The sequence below is a fragment of the Limnobacter litoralis genome (assembly GCF_030160455.1).
In the GTDB taxonomy this organism is placed as follows: Bacteria; Pseudomonadota; Gammaproteobacteria; order Burkholderiales; family Burkholderiaceae_B; genus Limnobacter; species Limnobacter litoralis.
In genome coordinates this window covers 30,882-55,796 of the sequence record NZ_BSOJ01000028.1, presented here as the reverse complement: position 1 = coordinate 55,796, position 24,915 = coordinate 30,882, and the positions used below count along the sequence as shown (strand labels likewise).

At 55.4% G+C, this 24,915-nt stretch carries 25 protein-coding genes; 12 read left to right on the top strand and 13 right to left on the bottom strand.

Annotation, left to right across the window (positions count from 1 at the left end; translation table 11 throughout):
* Positions 1–17 precede the first annotated feature (17 nt).
* Positions 18–1,346: an N-acetylmuramoyl-L-alanine amidase gene (locus QQJ87_RS11690; RefSeq protein WP_284281936.1), complete on the bottom strand. Its 1,329-nt coding sequence runs from the start codon at positions 1,344–1,346 to the stop codon at positions 18–20.
* On the bottom strand, positions 1,333–1,815 hold the full coding sequence (gene tsaE / locus QQJ87_RS11685) for a tRNA (adenosine(37)-N6)-threonylcarbamoyltransferase complex ATPase subunit type 1 TsaE (RefSeq protein WP_284281935.1): 483 nt from the start codon (positions 1,813–1,815) through the stop codon (positions 1,333–1,335). Before tsaE ends, QQJ87_RS11690 begins: the two co-directional genes overlap by 14 nt.
* Before the next feature lie 2 nt (positions 1,816–1,817).
* Here tsaE and queG point away from each other — a divergent pair, with 2 nt between their 5' ends.
* Complete coding sequence (queG, locus tag QQJ87_RS11680; RefSeq protein WP_284281934.1) at positions 1,818–2,900, top strand: tRNA epoxyqueuosine(34) reductase QueG; 1,083 nt, start codon at positions 1,818–1,820, stop codon at positions 2,898–2,900.
* 3 nt (positions 2,901–2,903) lie between these two features.
* Here queG and purM read toward each other — a convergent pair whose 3' ends face one another.
* Entirely contained in the window at positions 2,904–3,941 is a 1,038-nt protein-coding gene (gene purM, locus QQJ87_RS11675) for a phosphoribosylformylglycinamidine cyclo-ligase (protein WP_284281933.1), read from the bottom strand.
* Between the two features lie 137 nt (positions 3,942–4,078).
* Between purM and QQJ87_RS11670 the strand changes: the two genes are divergently transcribed.
* From QQJ87_RS11670 to QQJ87_RS11625, 10 genes are all read left to right on the top strand, one after another.
* The gene (locus tag QQJ87_RS11670) at positions 4,079–4,807 is read left to right on the top strand and encodes an HdaA/DnaA family protein (protein WP_284281932.1); all 729 of its coding nucleotides are present in this window, start codon (positions 4,079–4,081) and stop codon (positions 4,805–4,807) included.
* A 1-nt stretch (position 4,808) separates the two neighbouring features.
* Positions 4,809–5,474, top strand: a complete 666-nt coding sequence (locus QQJ87_RS11665; protein WP_284281931.1) for a histidinol-phosphatase — start codon at positions 4,809–4,811, stop codon at positions 5,472–5,474.
* Positions 5,471–6,895, top strand: a complete 1,425-nt coding sequence (gene pcnB / locus QQJ87_RS11660; protein WP_284281930.1) for a polynucleotide adenylyltransferase PcnB — start codon at positions 5,471–5,473, stop codon at positions 6,893–6,895. Before QQJ87_RS11665 ends, pcnB begins: the two co-directional genes overlap by 4 nt.
* Positions 6,892–7,371, top strand: coding sequence for a 2-amino-4-hydroxy-6-hydroxymethyldihydropteridine diphosphokinase (gene folK, locus QQJ87_RS11655; protein WP_284281929.1), 480 nt, complete (start codon positions 6,892–6,894; stop codon positions 7,369–7,371). The genes pcnB and folK overlap by 4 nt, the downstream gene beginning before the upstream one ends.
* A 76-nt stretch (positions 7,372–7,447) precedes the next feature.
* Positions 7,448–8,089: a deoxynucleoside kinase gene (locus QQJ87_RS11650; protein ID WP_284281928.1), complete on the top strand. Its 642-nt coding sequence runs from the start codon at positions 7,448–7,450 to the stop codon at positions 8,087–8,089.
* Between the two features lie 18 nt (positions 8,090–8,107).
* Positions 8,108–8,938 carry a 3-methyl-2-oxobutanoate hydroxymethyltransferase gene (gene panB / locus QQJ87_RS11645; protein ID WP_284281927.1) on the top strand — a complete coding sequence of 277 codons (831 nt, stop codon included), beginning with the start codon at positions 8,108–8,110 and terminating at the stop codon, positions 8,936–8,938.
* Positions 8,939–8,944: 6 nt separating this feature from the next.
* Positions 8,945–9,796: a pantoate--beta-alanine ligase gene (gene panC / locus QQJ87_RS11640; RefSeq protein ID WP_284281926.1), complete on the top strand. Its 852-nt coding sequence runs from the start codon at positions 8,945–8,947 to the stop codon at positions 9,794–9,796.
* Positions 9,796–10,176 (top strand): aspartate 1-decarboxylase, encoded by a 381-nt coding sequence (gene panD / locus QQJ87_RS11635; RefSeq protein ID WP_284281925.1) that lies wholly within the window; start codon positions 9,796–9,798, stop codon positions 10,174–10,176. Before panC ends, panD begins: the two co-directional genes overlap by 1 nt.
* A 168-nt stretch (positions 10,177–10,344) precedes the next feature.
* Positions 10,345–11,766 (top strand): hypothetical protein, encoded by a 1,422-nt coding sequence (locus tag QQJ87_RS11630; protein WP_284281924.1) that lies wholly within the window; start codon positions 10,345–10,347, stop codon positions 11,764–11,766.
* An 85-nt stretch (positions 11,767–11,851) separates the two neighbouring features.
* Positions 11,852–12,997, top strand: a complete 1,146-nt coding sequence (locus QQJ87_RS11625; protein ID WP_284281923.1) for a DUF3734 domain-containing protein — start codon at positions 11,852–11,854, stop codon at positions 12,995–12,997.
* Here QQJ87_RS11625 and arsH read toward each other — a convergent pair.
* From arsH to QQJ87_RS11585, 8 genes are all read right to left on the bottom strand, one after another.
* Positions 12,982–13,704, bottom strand: a complete 723-nt coding sequence (arsH, locus tag QQJ87_RS11620; RefSeq protein ID WP_284281921.1) for an arsenical resistance protein ArsH — start codon at positions 13,702–13,704, stop codon at positions 12,982–12,984. The genes QQJ87_RS11625 and arsH overlap by 16 nt on opposite strands.
* A 23-nt stretch (positions 13,705–13,727) precedes the next feature.
* Positions 13,728–14,735, bottom strand: a complete 1,008-nt coding sequence (locus QQJ87_RS11615) for an L-threonylcarbamoyladenylate synthase (RefSeq protein ID WP_284281919.1) — start codon at positions 14,733–14,735, stop codon at positions 13,728–13,730.
* Positions 14,725–15,903: a 5-(carboxyamino)imidazole ribonucleotide synthase gene (locus tag QQJ87_RS11610; protein ID WP_284281917.1), complete on the bottom strand. Its 1,179-nt coding sequence runs from the start codon at positions 15,901–15,903 to the stop codon at positions 14,725–14,727. Before QQJ87_RS11610 ends, QQJ87_RS11615 begins: the two co-directional genes overlap by 11 nt.
* A 14-nt stretch (positions 15,904–15,917) precedes the next feature.
* Entirely contained in the window at positions 15,918–16,439 is a 522-nt protein-coding gene (gene purE / locus QQJ87_RS11605) for a 5-(carboxyamino)imidazole ribonucleotide mutase (RefSeq protein WP_284281916.1), read from the bottom strand.
* 24 nt (positions 16,440–16,463) lie between these two features.
* The gene (locus tag QQJ87_RS11600) at positions 16,464–17,360 is read right to left on the bottom strand and encodes a phosphoribosylaminoimidazolesuccinocarboxamide synthase (protein WP_284281914.1); all 897 of its coding nucleotides are present in this window, start codon (positions 17,358–17,360) and stop codon (positions 16,464–16,466) included.
* A gap of 81 nt (positions 17,361–17,441) precedes the next feature.
* Positions 17,442–18,506: a class II fructose-bisphosphate aldolase gene (gene fba, locus QQJ87_RS11595; protein WP_284281913.1), complete on the bottom strand. Its 1,065-nt coding sequence runs from the start codon at positions 18,504–18,506 to the stop codon at positions 17,442–17,444.
* Between the two features lie 36 nt (positions 18,507–18,542).
* Entirely contained in the window at positions 18,543–19,982 is a 1,440-nt protein-coding gene (gene pyk / locus QQJ87_RS11590) for a pyruvate kinase (RefSeq protein WP_284281993.1), read from the bottom strand.
* Positions 19,983–20,020: 38 nt separating this feature from the next.
* On the bottom strand, positions 20,021–21,205 hold the full coding sequence (locus QQJ87_RS11585) for a phosphoglycerate kinase (protein WP_284281912.1): 1,185 nt from the start codon (positions 21,203–21,205) through the stop codon (positions 20,021–20,023).
* Between the two features lie 32 nt (positions 21,206–21,237).
* Here QQJ87_RS11585 and QQJ87_RS11580 point away from each other — a divergent pair, with 32 nt between their 5' ends.
* The gene (locus QQJ87_RS11580; protein ID WP_284281911.1) at positions 21,238–21,855 is read left to right on the top strand and encodes a rhomboid family intramembrane serine protease; all 618 of its coding nucleotides are present in this window, start codon (positions 21,238–21,240) and stop codon (positions 21,853–21,855) included.
* Here QQJ87_RS11580 and QQJ87_RS11575 read toward each other — a convergent pair.
* Both QQJ87_RS11575 and gap read right to left on the bottom strand, forming a co-directional pair.
* Positions 21,789–23,750, bottom strand: coding sequence for a S8 family peptidase (locus QQJ87_RS11575; protein WP_284281910.1), 1,962 nt, complete (start codon positions 23,748–23,750; stop codon positions 21,789–21,791). The two genes, QQJ87_RS11580 and QQJ87_RS11575, sit on opposite strands and share 67 nt — an antisense overlap.
* Before the next feature lie 136 nt (positions 23,751–23,886).
* Positions 23,887–24,897, bottom strand: coding sequence for a type I glyceraldehyde-3-phosphate dehydrogenase (gene gap / locus QQJ87_RS11570; RefSeq protein ID WP_284281908.1), 1,011 nt, complete (start codon positions 24,895–24,897; stop codon positions 23,887–23,889).
* Between the last annotated feature and the right edge of the window lie 18 nt (positions 24,898–24,915).

Here is a 24,915-nt window from a genome sequence, read left to right as displayed (position 1 = left end):
CCTATTATAGGCGTGGATCAGGCAATGCGAGAGCGGGCCACGGGCGGATTCTTGTCAAAGTATTCTTTGACGCCGCCTGCGATCGCTTTGGCAATTTTCAACTGTTGGTGGGGGTCGTTCAACTTCTTTTCTTCGGCCGGGTTACTGATAAAGGCCGTTTCTACAAGGATGGACGGAATGTCAGGCGCCTTCAGAACAGCAAAACCAGCCTGTTCGACATAGGCTTTGTGCAGCTGGTTGACGGAGGCCAGTTTACCGAGAACAGCGCCACCCAGTTTCATGCTGTCGTTGATCTGGGCTGTGGTGGACAGGTCAAGCAGCACCTTGGCCAGCTGGTTGTCTTTGTCTGCAATATTGACGCCACCGATCAGGTCAGAGGCGTTTTGCTTGTCTGCCAGCCAACGCGCTGCGCTGCTGCTGGCGCCCCGCTCGGACAACACAAACACAGAGGAACCACGGGCCGACGGTTTGATAAACCCGTCTGCGTGTACAGACACAAACAAATCCGCCTTGACACCGCGGGCCTTTTGAACACGTTTGCCCAAAGGCACGAAATAGTCGTCATTGCGGGTCAACATGGCGCGCATGCCTGGCGTGCGGTCAATTTCCTGCTTCAACATGCGGGCAATTTCCAGCACCACGTCTTTTTCACGAGTGCCCGCACGCCCGATTGCACCCGGGTCTTCACCTCCGTGGCCGGGATCAATCGCCACCGTGACCAGTCTGCGAACCTGGGGCGTTGAATCCGCATCTGCCTTGGCTTTTCTGGGAGATTCTTTGGCGGATTCGGACGCAGGCGCCTTGTCCGTTTGGTCTGCCTTGGCCAAATTCAGGGCCCGGTTGATTTCATCGTCTTTGTAACTGGGGGTTGCCGCGTCCTGCTGCTGGTCTTTCAAGAGCGCAATCAGGGGATCAGGCGGGGTTTTGGGATAGAAATCCACGACCAGGCGGTTTTTGTACTCGGCGACTGGGTCGATCGTGAACACTTCCGGTCTGACTTGCGCTTTCAGGTCAAACACAATTCGCACGGTGTCGGCATTGAACTGGCCAACACGAATCTGCTGAACGTAGGGATCGTCCGGCTTTAAACGGTCAGTCAGGTTTTTGAGCGTTTTGTCCAATTGCATGTCGCTGATGTCGACCACCATGCGCATTGGGTTTTCCACCAGGAAGTACTTGTATTTCAGAGCACCATCGTGCTCAAGCGTCACCCGGGTGTAATCCTCGGCAGGCCACAACCTGACATCGACAAATCGAGCGCTCTCGGCGGCCCGGGCACCCACGGGCACAAGCTGCAGCAGCAGGCTTGCTCCCAGTGTTTTCAGCACAGTTCTACGAGTGTTCATTCGTTTTGTTGTTCTCTAATAACTCTAACAGTTTGCATCCCTTCGGGCTTTGCGCCTGAATGGTCATCAGGCGACCTTCGCCGTCGTAGGCCAGGGTAATTGCCAGATCAGCGATTGGCAAAAGGCCCTCTGCCTTTTCAGGCCATTCGACCAAACAAATGGCATTTTGTTCGAAATAATCCCGAAAGCCAGACTCTTCCCACTCATTGTGATCCAGGAAGCGATAAAAATCAAAGTGATAGATAGAATAACTAGAAAAATTGTAAGGTTCAACCAACGCATAGGTGGGACTTTTGATGGCCCCAGTGACGCCCAAACGCCTGAGCAAGGCTCGAATCAGTGCAGTTTTGCCTGCACCCAAAGGTCCTGAAAGACTGATAAAAAGTGGCGCCGATACAATGTCAGCCAGCTTTTCACCTACACTGTGGGTGACTTTTTCATCGTGCAATCGTTGGGTGTACGTCTTCATTTATGTTGAACCAGGAAGAACTTTGGCAGTGGTTCAGGCAACAGGCCGGGTTACTCGGCCTAGAGTGCCTGGGCGTTAGCGACACCAACCTGAAAGCCTGTGAACCACACCTGAGCGCCTGGCTGGATGCCGGGATGCACGGGGAAATGGGTTACATGGCCAGGCACGGCATGGATCGCCTGAACCCCGATATTCTACTGCCCGGCACAGTCAGCATTGTGTCCTTTCGTTTCAATTACACACCGGCCAGCGTCTTTGAAGACCGCACCGCGTCGATTGCCATGAAAAACATGCTGGACACGGCCACGGCCGGCGAGCAACCCTATGTCAGCGTGTATGCACGGGGACGAGACTACCACAAAGTGATTCGTGCCAAATTGGCGGCGCTGGCCAAGGTGGTTCACGCACGCTTTGAGTCCCATGGCTTTCGGGTCAGCTGCGACAGCGCACCCGCGCCCGAGGTGGAAATTGCCCGAAAGGCCGGGCTGGGTTGGCGTGGAAAGCACACGTTGCTGATTCACCCCAGCGAAGGCTCCCTGTTTTTTCTGGGAGAAATATTCACCAACCTGCCGCTGCCACCGAGCACGCCCTTTGGGCAGAACCACTGCGGCCAGTGCACACGTTGTATTTCCGCCTGCCCAACCCGCGCAATTGTTGAGCCCTACAAGGTGGACGCAAGGCGCTGTATTTCCTACCTGACCATTGAGCACGATTCGGCCATTCCACTGGAATTTCGCAAGGCAATCGGGACCCGAATTTACGGTTGCGATGACTGCCAGCTGGTATGCCCATGGAACAAATTCGCCAAACCCAGCGTGTACGCGGACTTTGAACCTCGCCATGGCTTCGACAAGCCAGAATGGCAAACCCTGATGGGCTGGACTGAAGAGGAGTTCAACAAAAACACCGAAGGCATGGCCATTCGCCGAATCGGGTACCGCCGGTTTCGGCGGAACCTGGCGATTGCCGCCGGCAACTCATGCCAGAAAGAGAACGCCCTACGGGGCCTTCAGGAAATGCACCGGACAGCCGATGCATTTTTAAGGGAGCACATAGACTGGGCAATCAGGCAGCAGGAATCCTGATTGTCAGGCTGCATTGACCACGGTGGGGGCTTCACCAGCGCGTGAGGGGCGTACCTGACCAATTCGGTAAACCTGCTCACCTTCCGCCTTCAATATTGCCATGGCCTGATCGGCCTGCTGGGCATCCACCACGATGACCATGCCAATGCCGCAGTTGAACACCCGGTTCATTTCATCAAAAGGCACCTGCCCGTTGCTTTGCAGCCACTTGAACAAATCGGATTCCGGCCAGGCGCTGCGGTTCAATTCAGCCGTCATGCCCTCGGGCAATACGCGCGGAATGTTTTCAACCAGGCCACCGCCGGTGATGTGCGCCAAGGCGGCAACTGACACCTGTTTGAGCAGAGACAGCACCGGTTTGACGTACATGCGGGTGGGCGCCATGATGGCTTCACGCAATGTCATGCCATCGCAAGCCTGATTCAGGTCAGGTTGAGCACGCTCAAGGATTTTACGCACCAATGAAAAGCCATTGGAATGCACACCGTTGGAAGCCAAGCCCAAAATAACGTCGCCAGACTTCACGCGGCTGCCATCGATAATTTCCGATTTCTCGACCACGCCGACTGCAAAGCCAGCAAGATCGTATTCACCGTCCGGGTACATGCCGGGCATTTCAGCGGTTTCACCACCAATGAGAGCGCAACCCGCCTGTTCACAACCCAGAGCAATACCCCCAACCACGCTGGCGGCTGTTTTGACGTCGAGCTTGCCGCATGCGAAGTAATCCAGAAAATACAGCGGCTCGGCGCCCTGCACCAAAATGTCGTTGGCGCTCATGGCCACCAGATCAATACCGACCGTGTTGTGAATGTTCCATTCAAACGCGAGGCGCAGCTTGGTGCCAACACCATCAGTGCCGGACACCAGCACTGGTTCTTTGAAACCCGTGGGCACCTCAAACAGCGCACCAAAACCACCAATGCCGGCAAGCACGCCAGGGCGCATGGTCCGCTTGGCCATGGGCTTGATGGCTTCAACTAGGTCGTCGCCAGCTTGTATGTCAACGCCAGCGTCTTTGTACGTGAGAGGTGAATTCATGGGTTACCCGGGGAAGTGTGCAGATGATGCGTCATTTTAACCGAGGCGGCTGGATTTGCCCCTCGTTCTATGCGAATGTATTCTGTTTGATTCAACCAGAATCGTGAAATTTGGCATTTGCGGTTATCATTGGCTCCATGTTCACCCCCCAATCACCACTCGAAGGCCGCAACACCCCTGCAATGAGCATGCAACAACTGCTTCTTGATGTTTTCACACCACCCAAGCCAAACCTTGGAAATTTTCTGGTCGGGAAAAACGCGCAAGTGTTGCATTCGCTTCATGCGCTGGCCCAGCCGTCGCCAGCGAATCGGCTTATTTACCTGTATGGCCCCCCAGGCTGCGGCAAAAGTCATTTGTTGAAGGGTGCCGCCGAGTTGTTGGGTGCGGGTGTTTTGAAGGGCGCGGACCGATTTGTCTTCAAATCCGCCACCCCAACGCTCATCGTCGACGACATTGACCAGCTCACGCCCTATTCTCAGGTGCAATTGTTCAATGCCTGTAACGCACACCTGGCTGGGGAAAAACCAGTCAATATTGTGATGGGTTCAACCTACCACCCGGCAGAACTGAAAATTCGCGACGACCTGAGAACCCGGATTTCAGCAGGCTTGTGCTGGCGGGTGGAACCACTGACTGATGAAGAGAAGTTCAACGCGCTTCAGGCTGTTGCGCGGGGTCGCGGCCTTGAGCTTTCCGAGGAAGTGGTTGAATATGCACTGCGTTATTTTCAACGCGACATGGGGTCTTTAATGGCAGTCATGGACGGCCTGGACCGTTTTTCCCTAGAACAACACAAGCCCGTTTCCGTGCATTTGCTGCGGCACTGGATGAAACGGCGCGAAAGTCTGGTTGTGAAAGAATAAGATGAAACTTGCACTGTTCGACCTTGATAACACCTTGCTACCCATGGACTCAGACCACGGCTGGTCGCAGTTCCTGATTGACAAAGGTCTGCTTGACCGCAATGAATTTGAAGCCAAAAACGACTCGTTTTACAACGACTACAAAGCAGGCTGCCTGAACATCCATGAATTTCTGGACTTTCAACTCAGCCCGCTACGGTCGCACCCCAGGGGTTTGTTGAACAAGTGGCACGCCGACTTCATGTCGCAGGTCATCGAGCCCGCCATTCGCAAAAGCGCGCTTGAACTGGTCAAGAAACACCAGGATGACCACGCCATTTGCGTGGTCGTCACGGCCACCAACAGCTTCATTACGAAACCCATCGTTGAGCTGTTCGGCATCCCGAACCTGATTGCCACCGAACCTGAAGTAGTCGATGGCGAATTCACTGGCAAAATTGTCGGTATCCCGAATTTCAAAGACGGCAAGGTGACCCGCCTGGAACAGTGGTTGGCTGCGCGAAGCTGGACTCTGTCGTCCTTCGAAAGCATTCATTTTTACAGCGACTCGATCAACGACCTGCCATTACTGGAAAAAGCGACGCACCCAGTGGCCACCAACCCGGATGACAAGTTGACCGCCATCGCTGAGCAGCGTCAGTGGCCCATTCTGGAACTGTTCAAATGATCAAGCGATTTTTCAAGCGAATTTTCGTCAAACCCGGCTTGGCCAAAGACACGGCCGGCAACGCCGCGCCTACGCCCTATCACGTGGCAAAACCCGAGATTTGGGGTCAAAAGGACCATCGAATCAACCGTCACCTGGTGTCTCACAACGCCATACGCGTGTGCGAAACGCTGCAAGACAAGGGCTTTAAAGCGTTCGTGGTCGGTGGCGCGGTTCGCGACTTGTTGCTGGGTATGCGCCCGAAAGACTTTGATGTGGCCACCGACGCCAGCCCCGAGCAGGTTCAACGCCTGTTCCGGCGTGCGCGAATCATCGGTCGACGCTTTCAGATCGTGCACGTGATGTTTGGCCCTGAAACCATTGAAGTGTCCACTTTCAGGGCATTGGCCAGTGCAAGCAGTGAAACCGATGAACACGGCAGGGTATTGCGCGACAACGAGTTCGGCAAACAGGACGAGGACGCCACGCGCCGCGATTTTACGGTCAATGCGATGTATTACGACCCTCGCACAGAAACCGTGTGGGACTACCACCACGGCATGAAAGACCTGCGGGCAAAAACACTGCGCATGATCGGTGAACCTTCTCAGCGATACCGCGAAGATCCAGTTCGGATGTTGCGGTCTGTGCGGTTTGCCGCCAAACTGAACTTCACGGTGGAGCCCTCCACCTACGCGCCCATTTCCAGCCTTTCAGACCTGTTGACCAACGTACCGGCCGCTCGCCTGTTCGATGAAATGCTGAAGCTGCTCACCAGCGGATCCGCACTGGCCTGCTTGAAAGGCTTGAGAAATGCAGGCTTGCACGGTGGCGTCTTTCCCCTTCTCGACGCCATTTTGAGTGACGAGCGCGGCGAAAAATTCGTTGAAGAGGCGCTGTCTCGCACTGACGCTCGCATCAAAGAGGGCAAGCCAATTAGTCCCGGATTTCTGTTTGCCTGCCTGTTGTGGCATTTGGTGCTGGAAAACTGGGAACGCCGCCTGGCCAAAGGCGAGGTCAAATTTCCAGCCTTGTATGCAGCCATGGACGAAGTGCTGGCCGAACAGGCCGAGCGCACCGCCATTCCTCGACGCCTGACTGGCGACATGCGCGAAATTTGGAGCTTTCAGCCTCGTTTTGAGAAGCGGACAGGCAAAGCGCCATTTCGCATGCTGGAACAGCAGAAATTCCGCGCGGCGCTGGATTTCCTGGAGTTGCGTGCCTTGGTGGGCGACGCTGAATTGGAACTGGCTGAGTGGTGGCGCCGCTTCAGCGACCTAGAGCCCCAAAATCGCCAGCAATTGATTGACAGCCTTCGTGACAGTGGCGGCCAGACCGGCAGCCCTGCCAAAAAGCGGCGAAAGCGCCGCAGAAAGCCACAACAGCGGGACCAGCACGCAACACCGGATGTGGCACACCTGCATGAGGACATGGAGGATTGAAATCTTCGCGCTGCTTTTTGGGCGTCGGGGGTAATCTGGGGACACCGAACGAATTGTTCGACTCTCTGCCGGGGCTTTTGAACCAACACCCCAGCGCGACCTTCATCCGGGAATCTTCGCGTTTCAAGAGTGCCCCTGTAGACGCCACGGGCCCTGACTACCTGAACTCCGTCATTGAACTGGACTGGGCAGGTGCCCCTGAGGAGTTGCTCCAATTGTGCATGCAAATCGAGCAAGACCTGGGCCGGGTGCGCAGCTTCCGAAATGCGCCGAGACCCATTGATCTTGATGTGTTGCTGGTGGATCAATTGCGAATTTCCACTGAGCACCTGACAGTACCCCACCCACGCATGCATCTGCGGCGATTCGTCCTCGAGCCGCTGGTTGAATTGGCGCCAGAGGTGTACATTCCGGGTCAGGGTCGGGCATCCGATTTGTTGAAGCAGACACTGGACCAGTCCGTATTCCGGATTTGAGCGTTTATTCCAACCATCTGCCAAGGCGTGCGCTACACTGAGCGCGCGCAGGGCAATCCAGCCCGGGAGTTTGAATTTGTTGTTTGAGAAATATCGTCACATCGTGATTGAAGGCCCCATTGGCGTTGGAAAAACGTCGCTGGCGAAACTCATGGCCGAGCGCTTCAATGCCGAACTGTTGCTGGAGCAGCCGCAGGAAAACCCTTTTCTGCCCAAGTTTTACGAGGACTCTGCCCGCTACGCCCTGCCCACGCAGCTGTTTTTCCTGTTTCAGCGCATTGGGCAACTGCGTGATCTGGCACAACGCGACTTCTTTGAGTCGATGGTGGTCAGCGACTTCCTGCTCGAAAAAGACCGCATGTTTGCCTCTTTGACGCTGGATGAAGAAGAACTGAAGCTGTATCAGCAAATTTATCAGCATCAAAGCCCCCAAACCCCCACGCCAGACTTGGTGATTTACCTGCAGGCCTCGCCCCAAATTCTGGTTGAACGGGTGCACAAACGTGCAATCGGCTACGAGCAAAGCATCACCGAGTCGTACCTTGCGCAACTCAGCGAGGCCTACAGCCGCTTTTTTTACCACTATGACGGCGCGCCCTTGCTGATCGTCAATACCGAACACCTCAACCCTGTTGATCACCCTGAAGATTTCGACCTGCTGCTCAGCCAAATTGAAAGCATGAAAGGACGGCGCGAGTTTTTTAACTGGTCGGAATAAGCAAAAGGACCCTGACGCATGAGTGTACACAACACACCCACACCGGAAGGCGGTCGCAAAGCCGTCACCTTGCCTCGCCTGCTGGACATGAAGGCCAAGCAGGAAAAGATCGCCATGCTGACCTGTTACGACGCCTGTTTTGCCGGCCTTTTGGACAACTGCGGCGTTGATGTTCTGTTGATCGGTGATTCGCTGGGCATGGTACTGGCCGGTATGCCCAGCACGCTGCCAGTGACCATGGAACAGATGGAGTACCACACCCGGTGCGTGGCCGCAGGCAACACACATGCATTCGTAGTAGCCGACATGCCATTTGGCAGCTATCAGCAAAGCCCCCAACAAGCCTATGCCAATGCAGCCCGATTAATGGCCGCAGGTGCACACATGGTCAAACTGGAAGGCAGTAGCTGGCTGGCGCCAACCGTCGAGTTTTTGCGAACACGAGACATCCCCGTTTGCGCCCACCTGGGCCTAACGCCCCAGTCGGTGCATGCAATCGGCGGTTACCGTGTGCAAGGCAAAAGCAGTCAGGACGCCAAGCTCTTGAAGGCCACTGCTCTCCAAATGCAAAACGCGGGTGCGCAAATGGTGCTGTTCGAGCTAATTCCTGCCGCACTCGGTGCTGAAATCAGCCGCACCTTGAAAGTGCCCACCATCGGCATTGGTGCTGGCGTGGATTGCGATGGGCAGGTTTTGGTTTTGCACGACATGCTGAATGTTTTCCCAGGCAAGAAACCCAAGTTCGTTCGAAATTTCATGGATAATCAGTCCTCCATTCAACAGGCCATCGAATCGTATGTGCGCGCCGTGAAAGACAAAACCTTTCCAGCAGTTGAACATCAATTTTAATTTTGCATGAAACAGATTTCTTCCATTACAGAACTGCGTGACCAGCTTCGGGGCCAAAATCGCATCGCCTTCGTGCCCACCATGGGCAACCTGCACGCGGGGCACCTCTCGCTGATGCGCATTGCAGCCAGACATGGCGACCCAGTGGTGGCCAGTATTTTTGTCAATCGGCTTCAGTTTGGCCCCAACGAAGATTTCGACAAATATCCGCGCACGCTTCAGGATGATTGCGATGCGCTTGAAAAAGAACACGTCTACGTGGCTTTCACCCCCACTGAACGCGACCTGTACCCTGAACCGCAGGACTACCGGGTGAAGCCACCCGATGACCTGGGTAGCACACTGGAAGGCGAGTTCAGGCCCGGCTTTTTTGAAGGGGTTTGTACCGTTGTGACCAAGCTGTTCAATTGTGTGCAGCCCAAGGTGGCGGTTTTCGGCAAAAAAGATTACCAGCAGCTCATGATTATTCGACGCATGGTCAGCCAGTTGGCCCTGCCCATTGAAATCATTGCCGCGCCCACTGTACGTGCCGAAGACGGCCTGGCACTGTCATCGCGCAACCGTTACCTCAGCGACACGGAACGGGCTGAAGCGCCCTTTCTGTATCAACTTTTGAATGATCTTTCCAATCAGGTCAAATCGGGTCGCCCAAATTTGGGGCAGTTGGTACAATTGGAACACCGTTGCCTGGCGCAACTGGCAGACCGGGGCTGGAAGCCGGATTATTTCGAGGTGCGCAAACAGCATGACCTGAAGCGCCCCACTGATGAAAACCTGTTGGATCAAACACCCTTGGTGATTCTTGCCGCGGCCAAACTGGGCCAAACGCGCTTGATCGACAATTTGGAGATAGCGTAATGCATCGTGAGATGTTGCTCGGAAAAATTCACCGAGCCAAAGTAACCCACTGCGAACTTCACTATGAAGGGTCTTGTGCAATCGACCTCGATCTGATGGAAGCCTCCGGAATCATTGAATTCCAGAGAATTGACATTTATGTGATCGACAACGGCGAGCGCTTTACCACCTACGCCATCAAGGGCGAACGTGGAAGCGGCATGATTTCCCTGAATGGCGCTGCAGCGCGCCGCGCCCAGAAAGGCGATCTCGTGATCATTGCCGCCTATGGCTCGCTCAGCGACGAGGAAGTTCAGGATTTCAAACCCAAGCTTGTTTTTGTCGATGAAAACAACCGCAAGCAGGAAGAACGTGGATTCATACCCACGCAGATGATGTAAACGCGCAGCTTTCACCTTCTTCTTGTCAAAAAGCCTCCGTTTTCGGGGGCTTTTTCGTTTCTGAGTCCGTCGAACTTTTCTGGCGGAGTGTTCACATAAACCTGAATTCCGGTTTTTAAGACCTATGCCCCCACCATTGGGCCCTTTATTCCCTTTTCAGTACACTCCATGACCCACACAATCAATTGCACCGCCCCGGTTGCCTCTACTCTTCTATTGCTCATGCTGTCAGCCTGTGGCGGCGGTGGGGGGGCGAGCAGTGCCAGTAACAATGCCGCCGTAGGCACGCTAGGCACAGTCACCGTCAGCGGCACTGCAGCCACGGGCAAGGCCATCTCCAACGCACCCATTCAGGCCATCTGCAGCAACGGCACTTTCAACAGCCAAACCAATGCCACCGGCGCATTCACGATTGCACTGTCAGACGCAACACCCTGTGTAATCAACACCACCTTCAACGGCCATGCCCTTCGTGCGCTTTACACGGGTGGCAATGCCATCAACATCACCCCACTCACTGAGCTTTTGACACGTTACCTGCTTGCTCGATCTGGCCTGGGCATCAATGCACCTGCCGATCAGGTTGTGGCCAGCGCAACACTGGCCGCACTGGTGTCAAACCCCAGTGAAATCGACGAGGCCGAGAAGGCGGTGCAAGCGCGGATCTTGAAGCAATATGGGGTCGACATCGGGCCCACCTTCTTGACCGAACCGCTGGTGGCCCCAGCAAGCAACAAAGACCCGCAAAACGACGCTGACAAAGCACTCGACAGTATTTCAGCAGCGGGTGGCTTTAACGCCGATCAATCGCCCAATACCACAGACTCCGACAATCTGGTCAGTCAGGCCAGCAGCTTCTACCGATTAACCGGCATTGCACTACCCGCCAACTCGACTGCCTTGCACGCTGTCGAGGGAAAGCCGATCTCTTCTGCCCTGTGCTTCAACCCAGGCATGTTCAATGCGGGCTACACATTCAACGGCACTTACGCGTTTGAACAGGGAACCACCAAAGGTGGCTTCACCACTACCCAATCCGTACAGGCGGTGACATTTGAAGGCCAAGCTGCCATGGCCCTCACGACAAGCACCAATTTAAACGCACTGGTGGACAGCCTGTATTTCACAACCTCGGGCACTGACATTGAATTTCTTGGAGAACTGGCCAGCACCACCGCGCAAGGCAAAACTGTTGAGGAAAAAACGGTTTACAGTCCAGCGGTGCTTGAAAAGGACTTTGACCTGAACCTTGGAGAGAGCCAAAACAGAGTATTGTCGGGCCGCACACTGACCAGCACCCGTATTGCGGGTGGTGCACCCACTCAATCCAGCCTGTCTGCCTACAGCACAGAAAAAGTGACCTTCACCGGACTTGAGGCAGTGAACACACCGGCGGGTCAATTTCTGGCCTGTCGAATCGATCAGGAAGCCCAGAGCAGCGCAGGAACAGAAACCACAAGCTCCTGGTACGGCGTGGGTTCGGGCGCGTTACTCAAAGAGAGCTATCCACTCGACAACGGCAATGGCGGCATCACTGAAGCGCACATCAGCCTGGTCAACGCCTCCATCAATGGGCAGGCCTTTCCCTGAACGGAGACACCCGCTGAATTGGATTGAACGCCCGCCCCTTGTTTGAGTCACACTGAGTACACACTCGATTTGAAGGAGCCGTTTCATGGCAGAAAAGGTGGTACTGGTGTTACAGGGCGGCGGCGCGTTGGGCGCTTATCAGGCGGGCGCCTACTGTGCCTTGCACGACGAGGGGATTGAGCCGGACTGGGTGGCTGGCATTTCAATTGGCGCCATCAACTCGGCAATCATTGCGGGCAATGCGCCGTCTGAGCGTGCCCCGCAACTCCGCAAGTTCTGGAACTTGGTGTCCTCCAACCTGCTGCTTCCCAAGCTAAGCAATACAGCCGCAGGCCGCACACTTCAAAACAACCTCAGTGCCAATTGGGTGGCCAGCTTCGGTGTTCCAGGCTTTTTCAAACCACAAAACCCACTGCATGCCCTGCAGGGGTGGCTGGCAGGCCATTCGCAGGCACTGGGGGTGTATGACACCTCCCCCTTGAAGCACACCTTGCAAGAGCTGGTCGACTTCGAACGATTGAACCATCCATCCGTGCGTTTCAGCGTTGGCGCAGTCAATGTGGAAACAGGCAACTTTGTGTACTTCGACAACACACAAATCACCATTGAACCCGAACACATCATGGCCAGCGGTGCCCTGCCAGAAGGCTTTCCACCCATTGAAATTGACGGTCAATGGTATTGGGACGGCGGCTTGGTGTCCAACACCCCCCTGCAATACGTCATTGATCAACGTCTGCCGGAGGACCTTTGCATTTTTCAGGTGGATCTGTTCAGCGCCAAGGGCGAGATGCCCAAAGACCTGCTGGAAGTGATGCGTCGAAAAGACGACATTCGGTATTCAAGCCGAACCCGTTTGAACACTGACCTGTTTCGACAAAATCAGAAAGTTCGGGTCATTGTCAACGAACTGCTGGAAAAGCTGCCAGCCGACGCCCTCAGTGCAGACGATAAAGCCCTTTTGACGCAATGGAGCCAACACAACTCGGTCACCATTGCCCATCTGATTTACAGGCAGAAAGACTACGAACAACACTCCAAAGACTACGAGTTTTCAAGACTCTCGGTGAATGAACACTGGGAAGCCGGAGTCAATGACGTGCACTTTACTCTGGCGCAAAGCCACTGGAAAAACCGTCAAAAAGGGCAGGCTGGGGTGCATGTATTCGACTTTGATCGAGGTCATGGCAGCGCGGCAGCCGCCACGCCAAGCAGTCAGATGGCACGTTGATTCACGCGCTTTGAAAGCGCTTCGGCGCTTTCCTTTCTTTCACTGTACCGGTCAACCAGATAAGCTGAACAGCCGCGCGTCAGCAAAGTAAACTTCATCAGTTCTTCGACCACGTCCACCACCCGGTCGTAATAGCTTGAAGGCTTCATGCGCCCAGCTTCATCAAACTCAAGAAATGCCTTGGGCACTGAAGACTGATTCGGGATGGTGATCATGCGCATCCAGCGGCCCAACACACGCATCTGATTGACCGCATTGAAGGATTGCGAACCGCCACTGACTTCCATCACGGCCAGCGTTTTTCCTTGCGTGGGTCTGACGGCACCCACAACAAGTGGAATCCAGTCAATTTGGGCTTTCATGATGCCGGTCATTGCGCCGTGCCTTTCGGGTGACACCCAAACCATGCCCTCGGCCCATTGCGCCAGTTCACGCAACTCCTGCACTTTGGGATGGCTTTCAGGCTCAGAATCAGGCAGCGGCAAACCCCTGGGATCAAACAACTTGACCTCGCCACCCAAGGCCATCAAAAGCCTGGCCGCTTCCAGTGCCAGTAACTTGCTGTACGACCTCTCGCGCAGCGACCCATACAACACCAAAAACCGGGGCGAATGCGCTGGCTGCCCAGCTGCACCCAAAGCTGACAAATCAGGCGATTGAAAAAGTGACTGATCGATATTGGGTAGGGTTTTGTCGTCCATTGACATGGGCTTGTCCTGAAAATAACGGTTTACCAGGCCGCACGGCGCAGGCGATCTGCCACGCCCGCCCATTCAGGCAGTGCCGGGGGCTGCTCGAATACCACACAACCCCACTGCTGCTCGTCTGCTTGCCGCAGCCAAATGTACAAGTTCTGTTCAATTTCAGCGGGAAGACCACTGTTACTGACTACACTTGAATTTCGCAACTGGGCGCCCTTGTGATTGGCTTGCTCGATAAAGGAATCCGACCACCCGACAAACAGCGTGCTGGACGGCAAAGGCTCTGCCATCAACTGCTCGGCACTCAGGATGCACACCTTGGCGTCTGGGCTGTAGTGCTTTTCCAGCCCGCCCGAAAAACGCACGGCGTTTTCGCCTGCGGCAGGTCCAACCGCAACAGCTTGCCCAAGCACGGCCTCGATTTGCTGAGCGGTAATTCGCCCAGGCCGCAATAGGCGGGGGGTTTCATTCAACAACGAAACAATGGTCGACTCAATGCCGACTTCAGGAATGTCACCTTCCAACACGTAGGGAACAGACACACCCAGCTCACTGACCACGTGGGCAGCCCGTGTGGGGCTGACCTTTCCAAAGCGGTTGGCAGACGGTGCCGCAACGGGCACACCAGTGGCCTTCAGCAGGGCTTGTGCAACAGGGTGCTGAGGGCACCGAACGCCCACAGACCGTTGCCCGCCGGTCACGTTCAGAGGCATTTTGTCGCCCTTGGGTACAATCAAGGTCAGGGGGCCAGGCCAAAAATGCTGAGTCAACGCCAAAAACTGGGCCTTGAGACGAGCAGATGAGAGGTCAATCCATCCATCTGCCCAATCGAAACCAGTGTGCGCATGAGCAATCAAAGGATGGTTGCTGGGGCGGCCTTTGGCCCGAAATATACCCTCCACAGCCGAGGGCTGAGTGACTGCAGCACCCAACCCAAATACAGTCTCGGTGGGAAATGCCACCAGTGAACCGCTTTGCAGCGCTTGTGCACACTGCAAAATGTTCAGTTCGGTGGGTTCCAGTACCTTAATCGTCATCCTGACCGATGCCCAAAATATCGCGCACCATTTGAGCGACCTCCAGGGCGCGCTCCAGTTCGGCGGCCACAATGGTGATGTGTCCCATCTTTCGGCCCACGCGGGCCTGCTCCTTGCCGTACAGGTGCAGTTTCACCTCAGGCAAAGCCAACACAGCGGGCCAGTTGGGTTCGCGTTCTTCGCCTTCCGGCGTAAACCAAAGATCACCCAACAGATTCACCATCACAGCCGGGCTGTGCTGCCGTGTGCTTCCCAAGGGCAGCTTGGCCAGAATGCGGGCCTGTTGCTCGAATTGACTTGTAACGCAGGCGTCAATTGAATAATGACCGCTGTTGTGAGGGCGCGGGGCGATCTCATTGACCACCAGGCCCATGCCATCGACCACAAAAAACTCAACACACAGCACGCCGACGTAATCCAGGGCCCCTGCAATGGCAATGGCATTGGCCCTTGCCTGCGCGCCCATGGATTCGTCAATGCGTGCCGGCACCACGGTGGTGGCCAAAATGCCTTTTCGATGGTGATTTTCAGCAACGGGGAATGTGGCACACTCGCCCATGCTGTCGCGCGCTACGATCACCGACACCTCTTTGAGCAAGGGCAAGCGCTGCTCAAGTACGCACTCAACCTGCCCCAGTTCAACGAAGGCCTTTTGAACTTCATCCAGCGATTTAACCCGCACCTGCCCCTTGCCGTCGTAACCCAGACGCGCCGTTTTGAGGATACCGGGCAACAAGGGTTCAAGCGCGATAGAAATGTCGGCGGTCTGGCGAATGGCGGCGTGGGGTGCAACGGGAACACCACACTTTTGAATGTAGGCCTTCTCGTCAATTCGGTTTTGGGCAATGCCCACCGAAAAGGCCGATGGACTGACAGGAATAGACTTTGAAAGGGTGTCCAGTGCCAAGGCTGGCACGTTTTCAAATTCGGTGGTCACACCCACACATCGAGCGGCCAACTGGGCCAGGCCTTCATCGTCCATGTAATCGGCCAAAACCTGATCGTCAGCCACAGAGCCGGCAGGCCCATTGGCGGCTGGGTCAAGCACCAACACCCTGAAACCGAGGCTTTGAGCGGCCATGCAGAACATGCGCCCCAATTGCCCGCCACCCAACAGGCCCAACCATTGATTGGGTTTGGCGGCCTGTGCGTTGTGTGAATTGCTCATAGGAATGTGGACCTTTAACGGAGAGGGGGCAGTTCCATGTCGCGCGCCACCTGGGACTGCGCCACACGAAAGGCTTCCAGCTTCTGAGACAATGCTTTGTCACTCAAGGCCAACACGGAAACAGCGGCCAAAGCGGCATTTGCAGCACCCGCTTCACCAATGGCGAAGGTGTGAACAGGGATGCCTTTGGGCATTTGGACGATGGACAACAGTGAATCTTCGCCACGCAGGTATTTTGAAGGAACCGGCACGCCCATCACAGGCAGTGTTGTTTTGGCAGCCAGCATGCCTGGCAGGTGCGCGGCACCGCCTGCACCAGCAATGATCACCTGTATTCCCCGGTCTTTGGCCACAGTGGCATAAGCAAACATTTCATCGGGCATGCGATGTGCCGACACCACTTGAGCCTCGTAGGGCACATTGAAATCGCGCAGCACCTGCACGGCGTTTTTCATCACTTCCCAGTCTGAGGAAGAGCCCATTACCACGCCAACCAGTGGCTTGTCGCATGTGTGCATGTTGTTCACGTCTGTCATTGCCTGTGTCCCCAATTGTTATTTTCAGCCCATCCACACACGACCTGTCAGCACCTCGTAGGCCTGACGGTACTTGCTGGCGGTCTTCTCAATGATTTCAGCCGGCAATGAAGGCGCGGGGGCTTTTTTGTTCCAGCCTGGCACACTTTCAAGGTAATCGCGAACGAACTGTTTGTCATAGGAAGGTGGGGAAATACCCACCTGGTACTGGTCTGCTGGCCAAAAGCGGGATGAATCGGCGGTAAGCACTTCATCCATCAGGGTCAATGTGCCATTCTCATCCAGTCCGAATTCAAACTTGGTGTCTGCAATGATGATGCCCTGGCGCGCCGCGTAGTCGCTGGCCTTGGTGTAAAGCTGAATGGACACATCACGGACTTGTTCAGCGAGTTCTTTGCCAATGGTGGCTGCCATGGTGTCAAAGTCGATGTTTTCATCGTGCTCACCGACGGCCGCTTTGGTGGCAGGCGTGAAAATGGGAGTTTCCAGCTTGGCCGCCATCTGCATGCCTGCGGGCAGCTTGATGCCACACACGGCGCCAGTGGCACAGTAGTCTTTCCAGCCAGATCCAATGAGGTAGCCGCGCACCACCGCCTCAATGGGCAGGGGCTTGAGGCGTTTGACCACCATTGACCGGCCACGAATCTGTTTGGCTTCTTCAGGGCTGACCAAGGTGGCAGGATCAATGCCTGTAAGGTGGTTGGGCACCACGTCGGTCAGAATGTCGAACCAGAATTGGGCCATCTGGGTCAGTACCATGCCTTTTTCAGGAATGGGCTGGTCAAGAATGACGTCAAATGCAGACAACCTGTCGCTGGCGACGATCAACATTTTGTCGTCACCCACGGCGAAGTTTTCCCGCACTTTGCCTTTGTGCAACAAAGGAAGTGACGTCAATTTGGTTTCAAACACTGTACTCATTCAAGGGGCCTCATTCACAGGCTTTTAAAAGTAAAACACGCGGGTTGTACCCCGCGTGATGGCATATCAGAACGGTTTGCTTTACTGAACGATCTGGGCCAGTTCGCCCTTGGCGTACTTGGCGGCCATGTCGACCAGATTGATCGCCTTGATTTTACCGGCTTGTCCTTCGCAACCAAATTCAAGGTAACGCTGCTTGCAAATGGCCTTGGCGGCTTCACGTGCGGGCTTCATCCACTCGCGCATGTCGAATTTGCCGGGGTTTTCAAACTGGAACTTGCGCACTGCACCGGTCATGGCCAGGCGGATGTCGGTGTCGATGTTGATCTTGCGAACACCGTACTTGATCGCTTCCTGAATTTCCTCCACAGGCACGCCGTAGGTTTCTTTCATCTTGCCGCCAAACTGGTTGATGATGGCCAGCAGATCGGCAGGGACAGACGAAGAGCCATGCATCACGAGGTGTGTATTCGGGATGCGGGCGTGAATTTCTTTCACGCGGGAAATTGCCAAAATGTCACCTGTGGGCTTGCGGCTGAATTTGTAAGCGCCGTGGCTGGTGCCGATGGCAATGGCCAGCGCGTCCAGTTGGGTCGCCTTAACGAACACAGCGGCTTCTTCGGGGTCAGTCAGCATCTGGCTGTGGTCCAGCTTGCCCTCGGCGCCAATGCCGTCCTCTTCGCCGGCTTCGCCGGTCTCCAAATTGCCCAAGCAACCCAGTTCACCTTCAACCGTGACGCCGACTTTGTGCGCCATATCCACCACGGTTTTGGTGACATTCATGTTGTATTCAAAGCTGGCGGGGGTTTTGCCGTCTTCCATCAATGAGCCGTCCATCATGACGGAACCGAAGCCCAAACCAATTGCGCCTTCGCACACTTTCGGGCTGGTGCCATGGTCCTGGTGCATCACCAGGGGGATGTGCGGATAGGCCTCAACGGCGGCCTGGATAAGGTGCTTGATGAATGGCTCGCCTGCGTATTTGCGCGCACCTGCACTGGCTTGAAGAATAACTGGAGCACCCACTGCATCGGCCGCGGCCATCACAGCCTGAACCTGTTCCAGGTTGTTGACGTTGAACGCTGGAATGCCGTATGCGTTTTCAGCGGCATGATCCAGTAATTGGCGCATGGATACGAGTGGCATGGGAAAGTCTCCGAATAAAAAATAAATGAATCTGTCTTATTGTGTCTGGCCAATGTGCTCGCCAATGCGAACAATCTTCATGGTGTTGGTGCCGCCTGACTTGCCAATCGGCTCGCCAATGGTGATGACGATGAGATCGCCCATCTCGACCACTTTGGCATCCAGCAACGCTTTCTCCGCTTTTGCCAGCAAAATCTCACGGTCTTCGGTTTCATATTGCATCATCACCGTGCGCACGTCACGGTAGAGCGACAAGCGCCTGCGGGTCTTTTCTTCGGGCGTCAATGCAAAAATGGGCACGCCACAATTCAGGCGAGACATCCACAAAGCGGTTGAGCCGGACTGGGTCAAAGCCGCAATGGCCTTCACATCCAGATGATGAGCCGTAAACAGTGCTGCCATTGCGATGGACTGGTCAACACGGGTGAATTTGCGGTTCAGGAAATCAGCATCCAGTGTGGACTTGGCGGATTTTTCGGCCTCAATGCAAGTGCGCGACATCGCCATGATGGTTTCCACTGGAAACTTGCCTGCGGCTGTTTCAGCAGACAACATCACCGCGTCGGTGCCGTCAAGCACTGCGTTGGCCACATCTGACACCTCTGCACGCGTAGGCACAGGGCTTTCGATCATGCTCTCCATCATTTGCGTGGCGGTGATGGTCAGCTTGTTGTGTTCACGCGCCGCGCGAATCAGGCGCTTTTGCTCAGCAGGCACCGCGGCGTCGCCAATTTCAACAGCCAGGTCACCACGGGCGACCATCAGGCCATCGCAGCTTTTGATCAATTCCTGAATGTTTTCAAGTGCTTCACAGCGTTCGATTTTGGCAATCATCAAAGCGTGGCCACCGGCTGCGCGAGTGAGCTCGCGAGCCATGTACATGTCAGCACCGCTTTTGGGGAAGGACACCGCAATGTAATCGGCCTCAAAAGCCACAGCGGTGCGAATGTCTTCCATGTCTTTGGCAGTGAGCGCTGGCGCGGACAAACCACCACCCTGCTTGTTGATGCCCTTGCGGTTTTTCAGTGGTCCACCCACCAGCGTTTCAACGTGAATTTCACTGCCTGCCACCTTTTTGACCTTGAATACGATTTTGCCGTCGTCCAGCAGCAAGGTGTCACCGGCCTTCACGTCATTGACCAATTCGGGATAGTCAAGCCCAACGCGATCCTGGTTGCCCATTTTGCACTGCGCATCCAGAATGAAACTGGAGCCCACATCCAGCTGGACAAATCCATTTTCAAACAGGCCCACGCGAATTTTGGGACCCTGAAGGTCAGCCATGACCGCGATGTCCTTGTGCAAGCGCGCAGCAATTTCGCGAACCATTCGCACACGCCCGATGTGCTCATCGGCAGAACCGTGCGAGAAATTGACACGAACCACATTCAGCCCGGCCGAGATCATCTTCTCCAGCACCACCGGGTCGGTGGACGCTGGGCCGAGGGTGGCAACGATCTTGGTTTGGCGAGTCATCAGCATGAATTCAGTGTTCCTGCAAAAGTTGGGGTGGTTCAGGCAGCGCGCTGCTGAAGAATGTCGACTGCGGGCAGTGTTTTGCCTTCCAAAAACTCAAGGAAGGCGCCACCGCCGGTGGAAATGTAGCTGACCTGGTCTGCAATGCCATATTTTGCAATGGCAGCCAGGGTGTCGCCGCCACCGGCAATTGAAAAGGCGTCGGACTTGGCAATGGCCTTGGCGATTCGTTCAGTGCCTTTGCCAAACTGATCAAATTCAAACACGCCGACCGGGCCGTTCCAGACGATGGTTCCAGCCTTTTCAAGAATACCAGTCAGTGTTTCGGCAGTTTCTGGGCCAATGTCGAAAATCATGTCGGCATCGGAAACCTGTGCTACGGGCTTGCAGGTGGCTTGTGCCGCAGAAGAGAACTCAGCACCCACCACCACGTCGGTTGGAATGGGCACCGCGGCGCCGCGCGCCTGCATTTTTGAAATAATGGCCTTGGCCTGATCAACCAGGTCGGGCTCTGACAGTGACTTGCCAATGGGCAAACCTTGCGCAGCCATAAAAGTATTGGCGATACCGCCGCCTACGATCAATTGGTCGACCTTTTCGGCCAGACTTTCAAGAATGGTTAGCTTGGTAGACACTTTCGAGCCCGCCACAATGGCCACCATGGGGCGACGCGGCTGAGACAATGCTGCGCCCAATGCATCCAGTTCGGCGGCCAGCAAGGGGCCGGCACAGGCAATTTTTGCGTACTGAGCTGCGCCGTGTGTGGTGGCTTCAGCGCGGTGGGCTGTGCCAAAAGCGTCATTGACGTAAATGTCGCACAGGGCCGCAATTTTCTGGCTAAGCACAGGGTCGTTTTTCTTTTCGCCTTTGTTGAAGCGGCAGTTTTCAAGAATGACCACTTCGCCGGGTTGAACAGACACACCCTCTTCCACCCAGTTTTTAACCAAGCGCACGGGCTTGTTCAGCAATTCAGACAGGCGCTGTGCCACAGTGGCCAGGCTCAGCGTTTCATCGTATTGACCCTCAACCGGGCGGCCAAGGTGGGAGGTCAGCATCAGCGCTGCATTGTTGTTGATGCAGTATTGAATTCCGGGCAAGGACGCGCGAATGCGGGTATCTTCAGTAATTCGACCCTGTGAGTCGAATGGCACGTTAAAATCGACGCGGATCAGCACGCGCTGACCACTGACTTTTTGATCGGTTAGCCGCAAGAAACGAAGCATGAGTGGTACTCGCCCAGAGATAAATAAAAACAGTGCGTAATTATACCCCCGACAAACCCGATTTCCGGCTTTATTTGCCCTCGATTGCAATTGCAGTGGCTGCTTTTGCTACGCAGCTTTATTTTCCGCTGTTTTACAGGCAACACACTGATTTATTTGACTCATTTTTCATTTACTTACTGCTTGCGCAGTTTGTGCATCTCAGCTGGACGCACCTTGCGCTGAACCTGGCAGGCATGGCACTTTTGAACTGGGGATTCGAACGGGTACTGCACCCCTGGCAATGGCTTTTGACTCAGCTCGCCTCGCTGTTTGCGGTGGCGTTCTACCTGGAATTCGTTGAGCCCATTCAGTGGTACTGCGGCCTGAGCGGCGCGCTGCATTTTCAATTTGCGGTGTGTTTGGCGCTGGCCTGGTGCCAGCCAAACAGACCCCAAAATACCAGCCTGCCGCTGACGCTGTTGTCGGTTGGCCTTGCGGCGAAGCTTACCGTCGAATGGGCCCAAGGCCCACATGTGGATGCCCACATCGGTGGAGCAATTGCCACCCAGGCGCACCGGGGTGGCATTGTGCTGGGGTTCGCTTACGCAGCTTTGCTGTTGGCCTTTCGAAGAGCTGCCAGCAACAGGGCCAAACCGGCCAGCCCATAGAAAGACAGTGCACCACCGCCACCACCTCCGCCAGACGAACCAGACGAAGAGGTACTTGAAGTGGCCGTCGGGGTACTCGATCCACCCGTGGTGCCCACGGTTGGCGATGAACTTGATCCGCCACTGGCCACCACCCGAAGCGCAGTGTAGCTGGTGTGCGACTGCCCCACTGAATCGGTCACCGTCAGCTTGAAAACGAGGTCTGTGGTGTTTTGGGGCGGCGGCAAAGTCACGTTGGCATTGGTGTTGGTGCCGGTCATCAATGTTTCACCAGACACCTGCTGCCAGGCATACGAAGCAATGGTATTGCCTGTACCTGCTGTACTGGATGAACCATTCAGGATCACGTTGCTTGACGCAGACGCAGGCTGATAGCCACTGGTCACCAAACCATTGTTGCTGGACACCGCATTGGCAAGGGGCAAGTTGCCGCGCGCCGCTTTGACGGCGGCAAATGCATTCAACATGCCCGCACCGCAGACCGCTGTCGTGCAGTTACACGTTGCATAGCCGCTGTTGGCCGTGCAGGTTTGAGAAGCAGGGGCCAAAAACGGCGATGTATTCTGAGTAATGTAATTGCGAATTTGAGCCGGGCTTAAAGCTGGATTGACCGACTTCAACAAGGCACCTGTGGCAGCCACCAAAGGCGCAGAAAATGAGGTGCCTGTTTTTGTAACCAGTGTGGGCGATGAAGGTGTAGTTGTACCACTGTTTCCAAGGCCCACAATGCCGTCGTAATACCCACCCGGCGCCATCAGGGTGACGCCATTGCCCACAGCACTGTAGTAGGCCCGGCTTCCGTCTTTGTCCAAGGCCCCCACGGCCATGACACCATTGCAGTTTGCGGGCGACTCAACCGCACCGCCTCCGTTGCCCGCGGCAGCCACCACCAAAGTACCGGCAGAGGTGACTCGATCAACGACAGATTGTTCATAAGTACTGCAGCTTGACGCACTGCCCAAACTCAAATTGATGACTGCGGCAGGGTTCGTGTTGTTGGGCACTCCGGGTACGGAAATGCCAGCGGCCCACAGCATGCCATCCAGCACGTCTGAAAGCGAGCCACCGCACTTGCCCAGCGCCCGAATTGGAAGAATTTTGACGTTCCAGTCTGCACCGGCAATGTCAGACTGGTTGTTGGTGTCTGCTGCAATTTCACCCGCCACAAACGTGCCATGCCAGCTTGAATTGCTGACTGAGCAACCACTGAACTGCGTGGTTTGTGTATCAGCCTGACTCACCCAGTTACCAGGGTCAGAAGGGTCTGCGTCGCGCCCGTCTCCGTCATTGGCTGTGGCAGAGTCTGAAATAAAGTCGTAACCGCTGAGCAACCGCCCGGAGAGGTCTGGTGTCGAGAACACCACCCCAGTGTCAATCACAGCCACTACAACGGCAGCCGAACCTCGAATCATGTCCCAAGCCTGGTCAAATTTTGCACCGGCGGTGTTCGCCAACGAACGCAAGTCCCACTGGTTTGAAAACTGCGAATCGGTGGGCGTGGCAAAGGCGCGAACAGGGCGATCCTCTTGTACATACTCAACATCGGGGTCGCTGCGCAAGCGGTTGAGCAAAGCCTGCTTGTCGCTTTCACGAACGGAAGGCCCCCACTTCATGACTTGAATGCCGATCGCACCAGGCCTCAACCACGTGGCGTCAACGCCGTTGCGCTGCATAAGATCCGCCAATTCCTGGCCATCGTGATCCAATCTGCGCACAGTGGGCATTGAACTCAGCTCGACCGCATTTTTCAGCTTGATGATGAACTGACCACTGTCGGCCTGGGCGGCCCCCACGGCCAACCCCCACAGACAGAGCGCCATACAGGCGTGCTTGAAAAGTAAAATCAGGTTAACTGACTTGAACGAATTCTGCTTGGCATTGAATGCTTGGAACATGCTGTGGCTCACTTCTTGGGATGCTTCCAATGTAGCGAACCAGGCCTGCTTTCAAACCAATGAAAAAGGCCCGCTAAGGGGCCTTACTTTTCCATTGAAATGAAGGGGTTACCCCCTTTGAGGGGGGGTATTTCAATCACTTGGCGTTCATCAGCGCCACAGTGGTGTCGAGCATGCGGTTTGAGAAACCCCACTCGTTGTCGTACCAGCTGGAAACCTTGACCAGCTTGCCGCTGACCTTGGTCAGCGTGGCGTCGTATGAGGAAGACGCTGGGTTGTGGTTGAAGTCGATGGACACCAAGGGTGCCTCGTTGAAATCGAGCACACCTTTCAGCGGACCTTCGGAAGCGGCCTTCAGGATGCTGTTGATTTCATCCACCGTGGTTTCACGCCTGGCGATGAATGACAGGTCAACCATGGACACGTTGATGGTTGGTACGCGGATGGCGTAGCCGTCCAGCTTGCCGTTCAGTTCTGGTAACACCAGGCCCACAGCAGCAGCCGCACCGGTTTTGGTGGGGATCATGCTCATGGTGGCTGAACGAGCGCGACGCAGGTCTTCGTGGTACACGTCGGTCAACACCTGGTCATTGGTGTAGGCGTGAACGGTGGTCATCAGGCCGGTTTCAATGCCGATGGCGTCGTTCAGTGGCTTGACCAAAGGGGCCAAACAGTTGGTGGTGCAAGACGCATTGGAGATTACGGTGTCGGTGCTCTTCAACACGTTGTGGTTAACACCGTAAACCACGGTGGCGTCCACGTCTTTGCCGCCGGGGGCGGAAATAATGACCTTCTTTGCGCCGCCCTTCAGGTGGGCAGAGGCTTTCTCTTTGGAGGTGAAAAAGCCTGTGCACTCCATGACCACATCAACGCCCAACTCGCCCCATGGCAGCTCAGCCGGGTTGCGGTTCGCCAGCACTTTGATTTTGTCGCCGTTGACCACCATGTAGTCGCCGTCAACCGACACGGTGCCAGGGAAACGGCCATGCGCGGTGTCGTACTGGGTCAGGTGGGCGTTGGTTTTGGGGTCGCCCAGGTCGTTGATCGCTACGATTTCGATGTCGTGCTTTTTACCGCCTTCGTAGTGGGCACGCAGAACGTTGCGGCCGATTCGGCCGTAACCGTTGATGGCAACGCGAATGGTCATGTCAAAAACTCCTCAGTA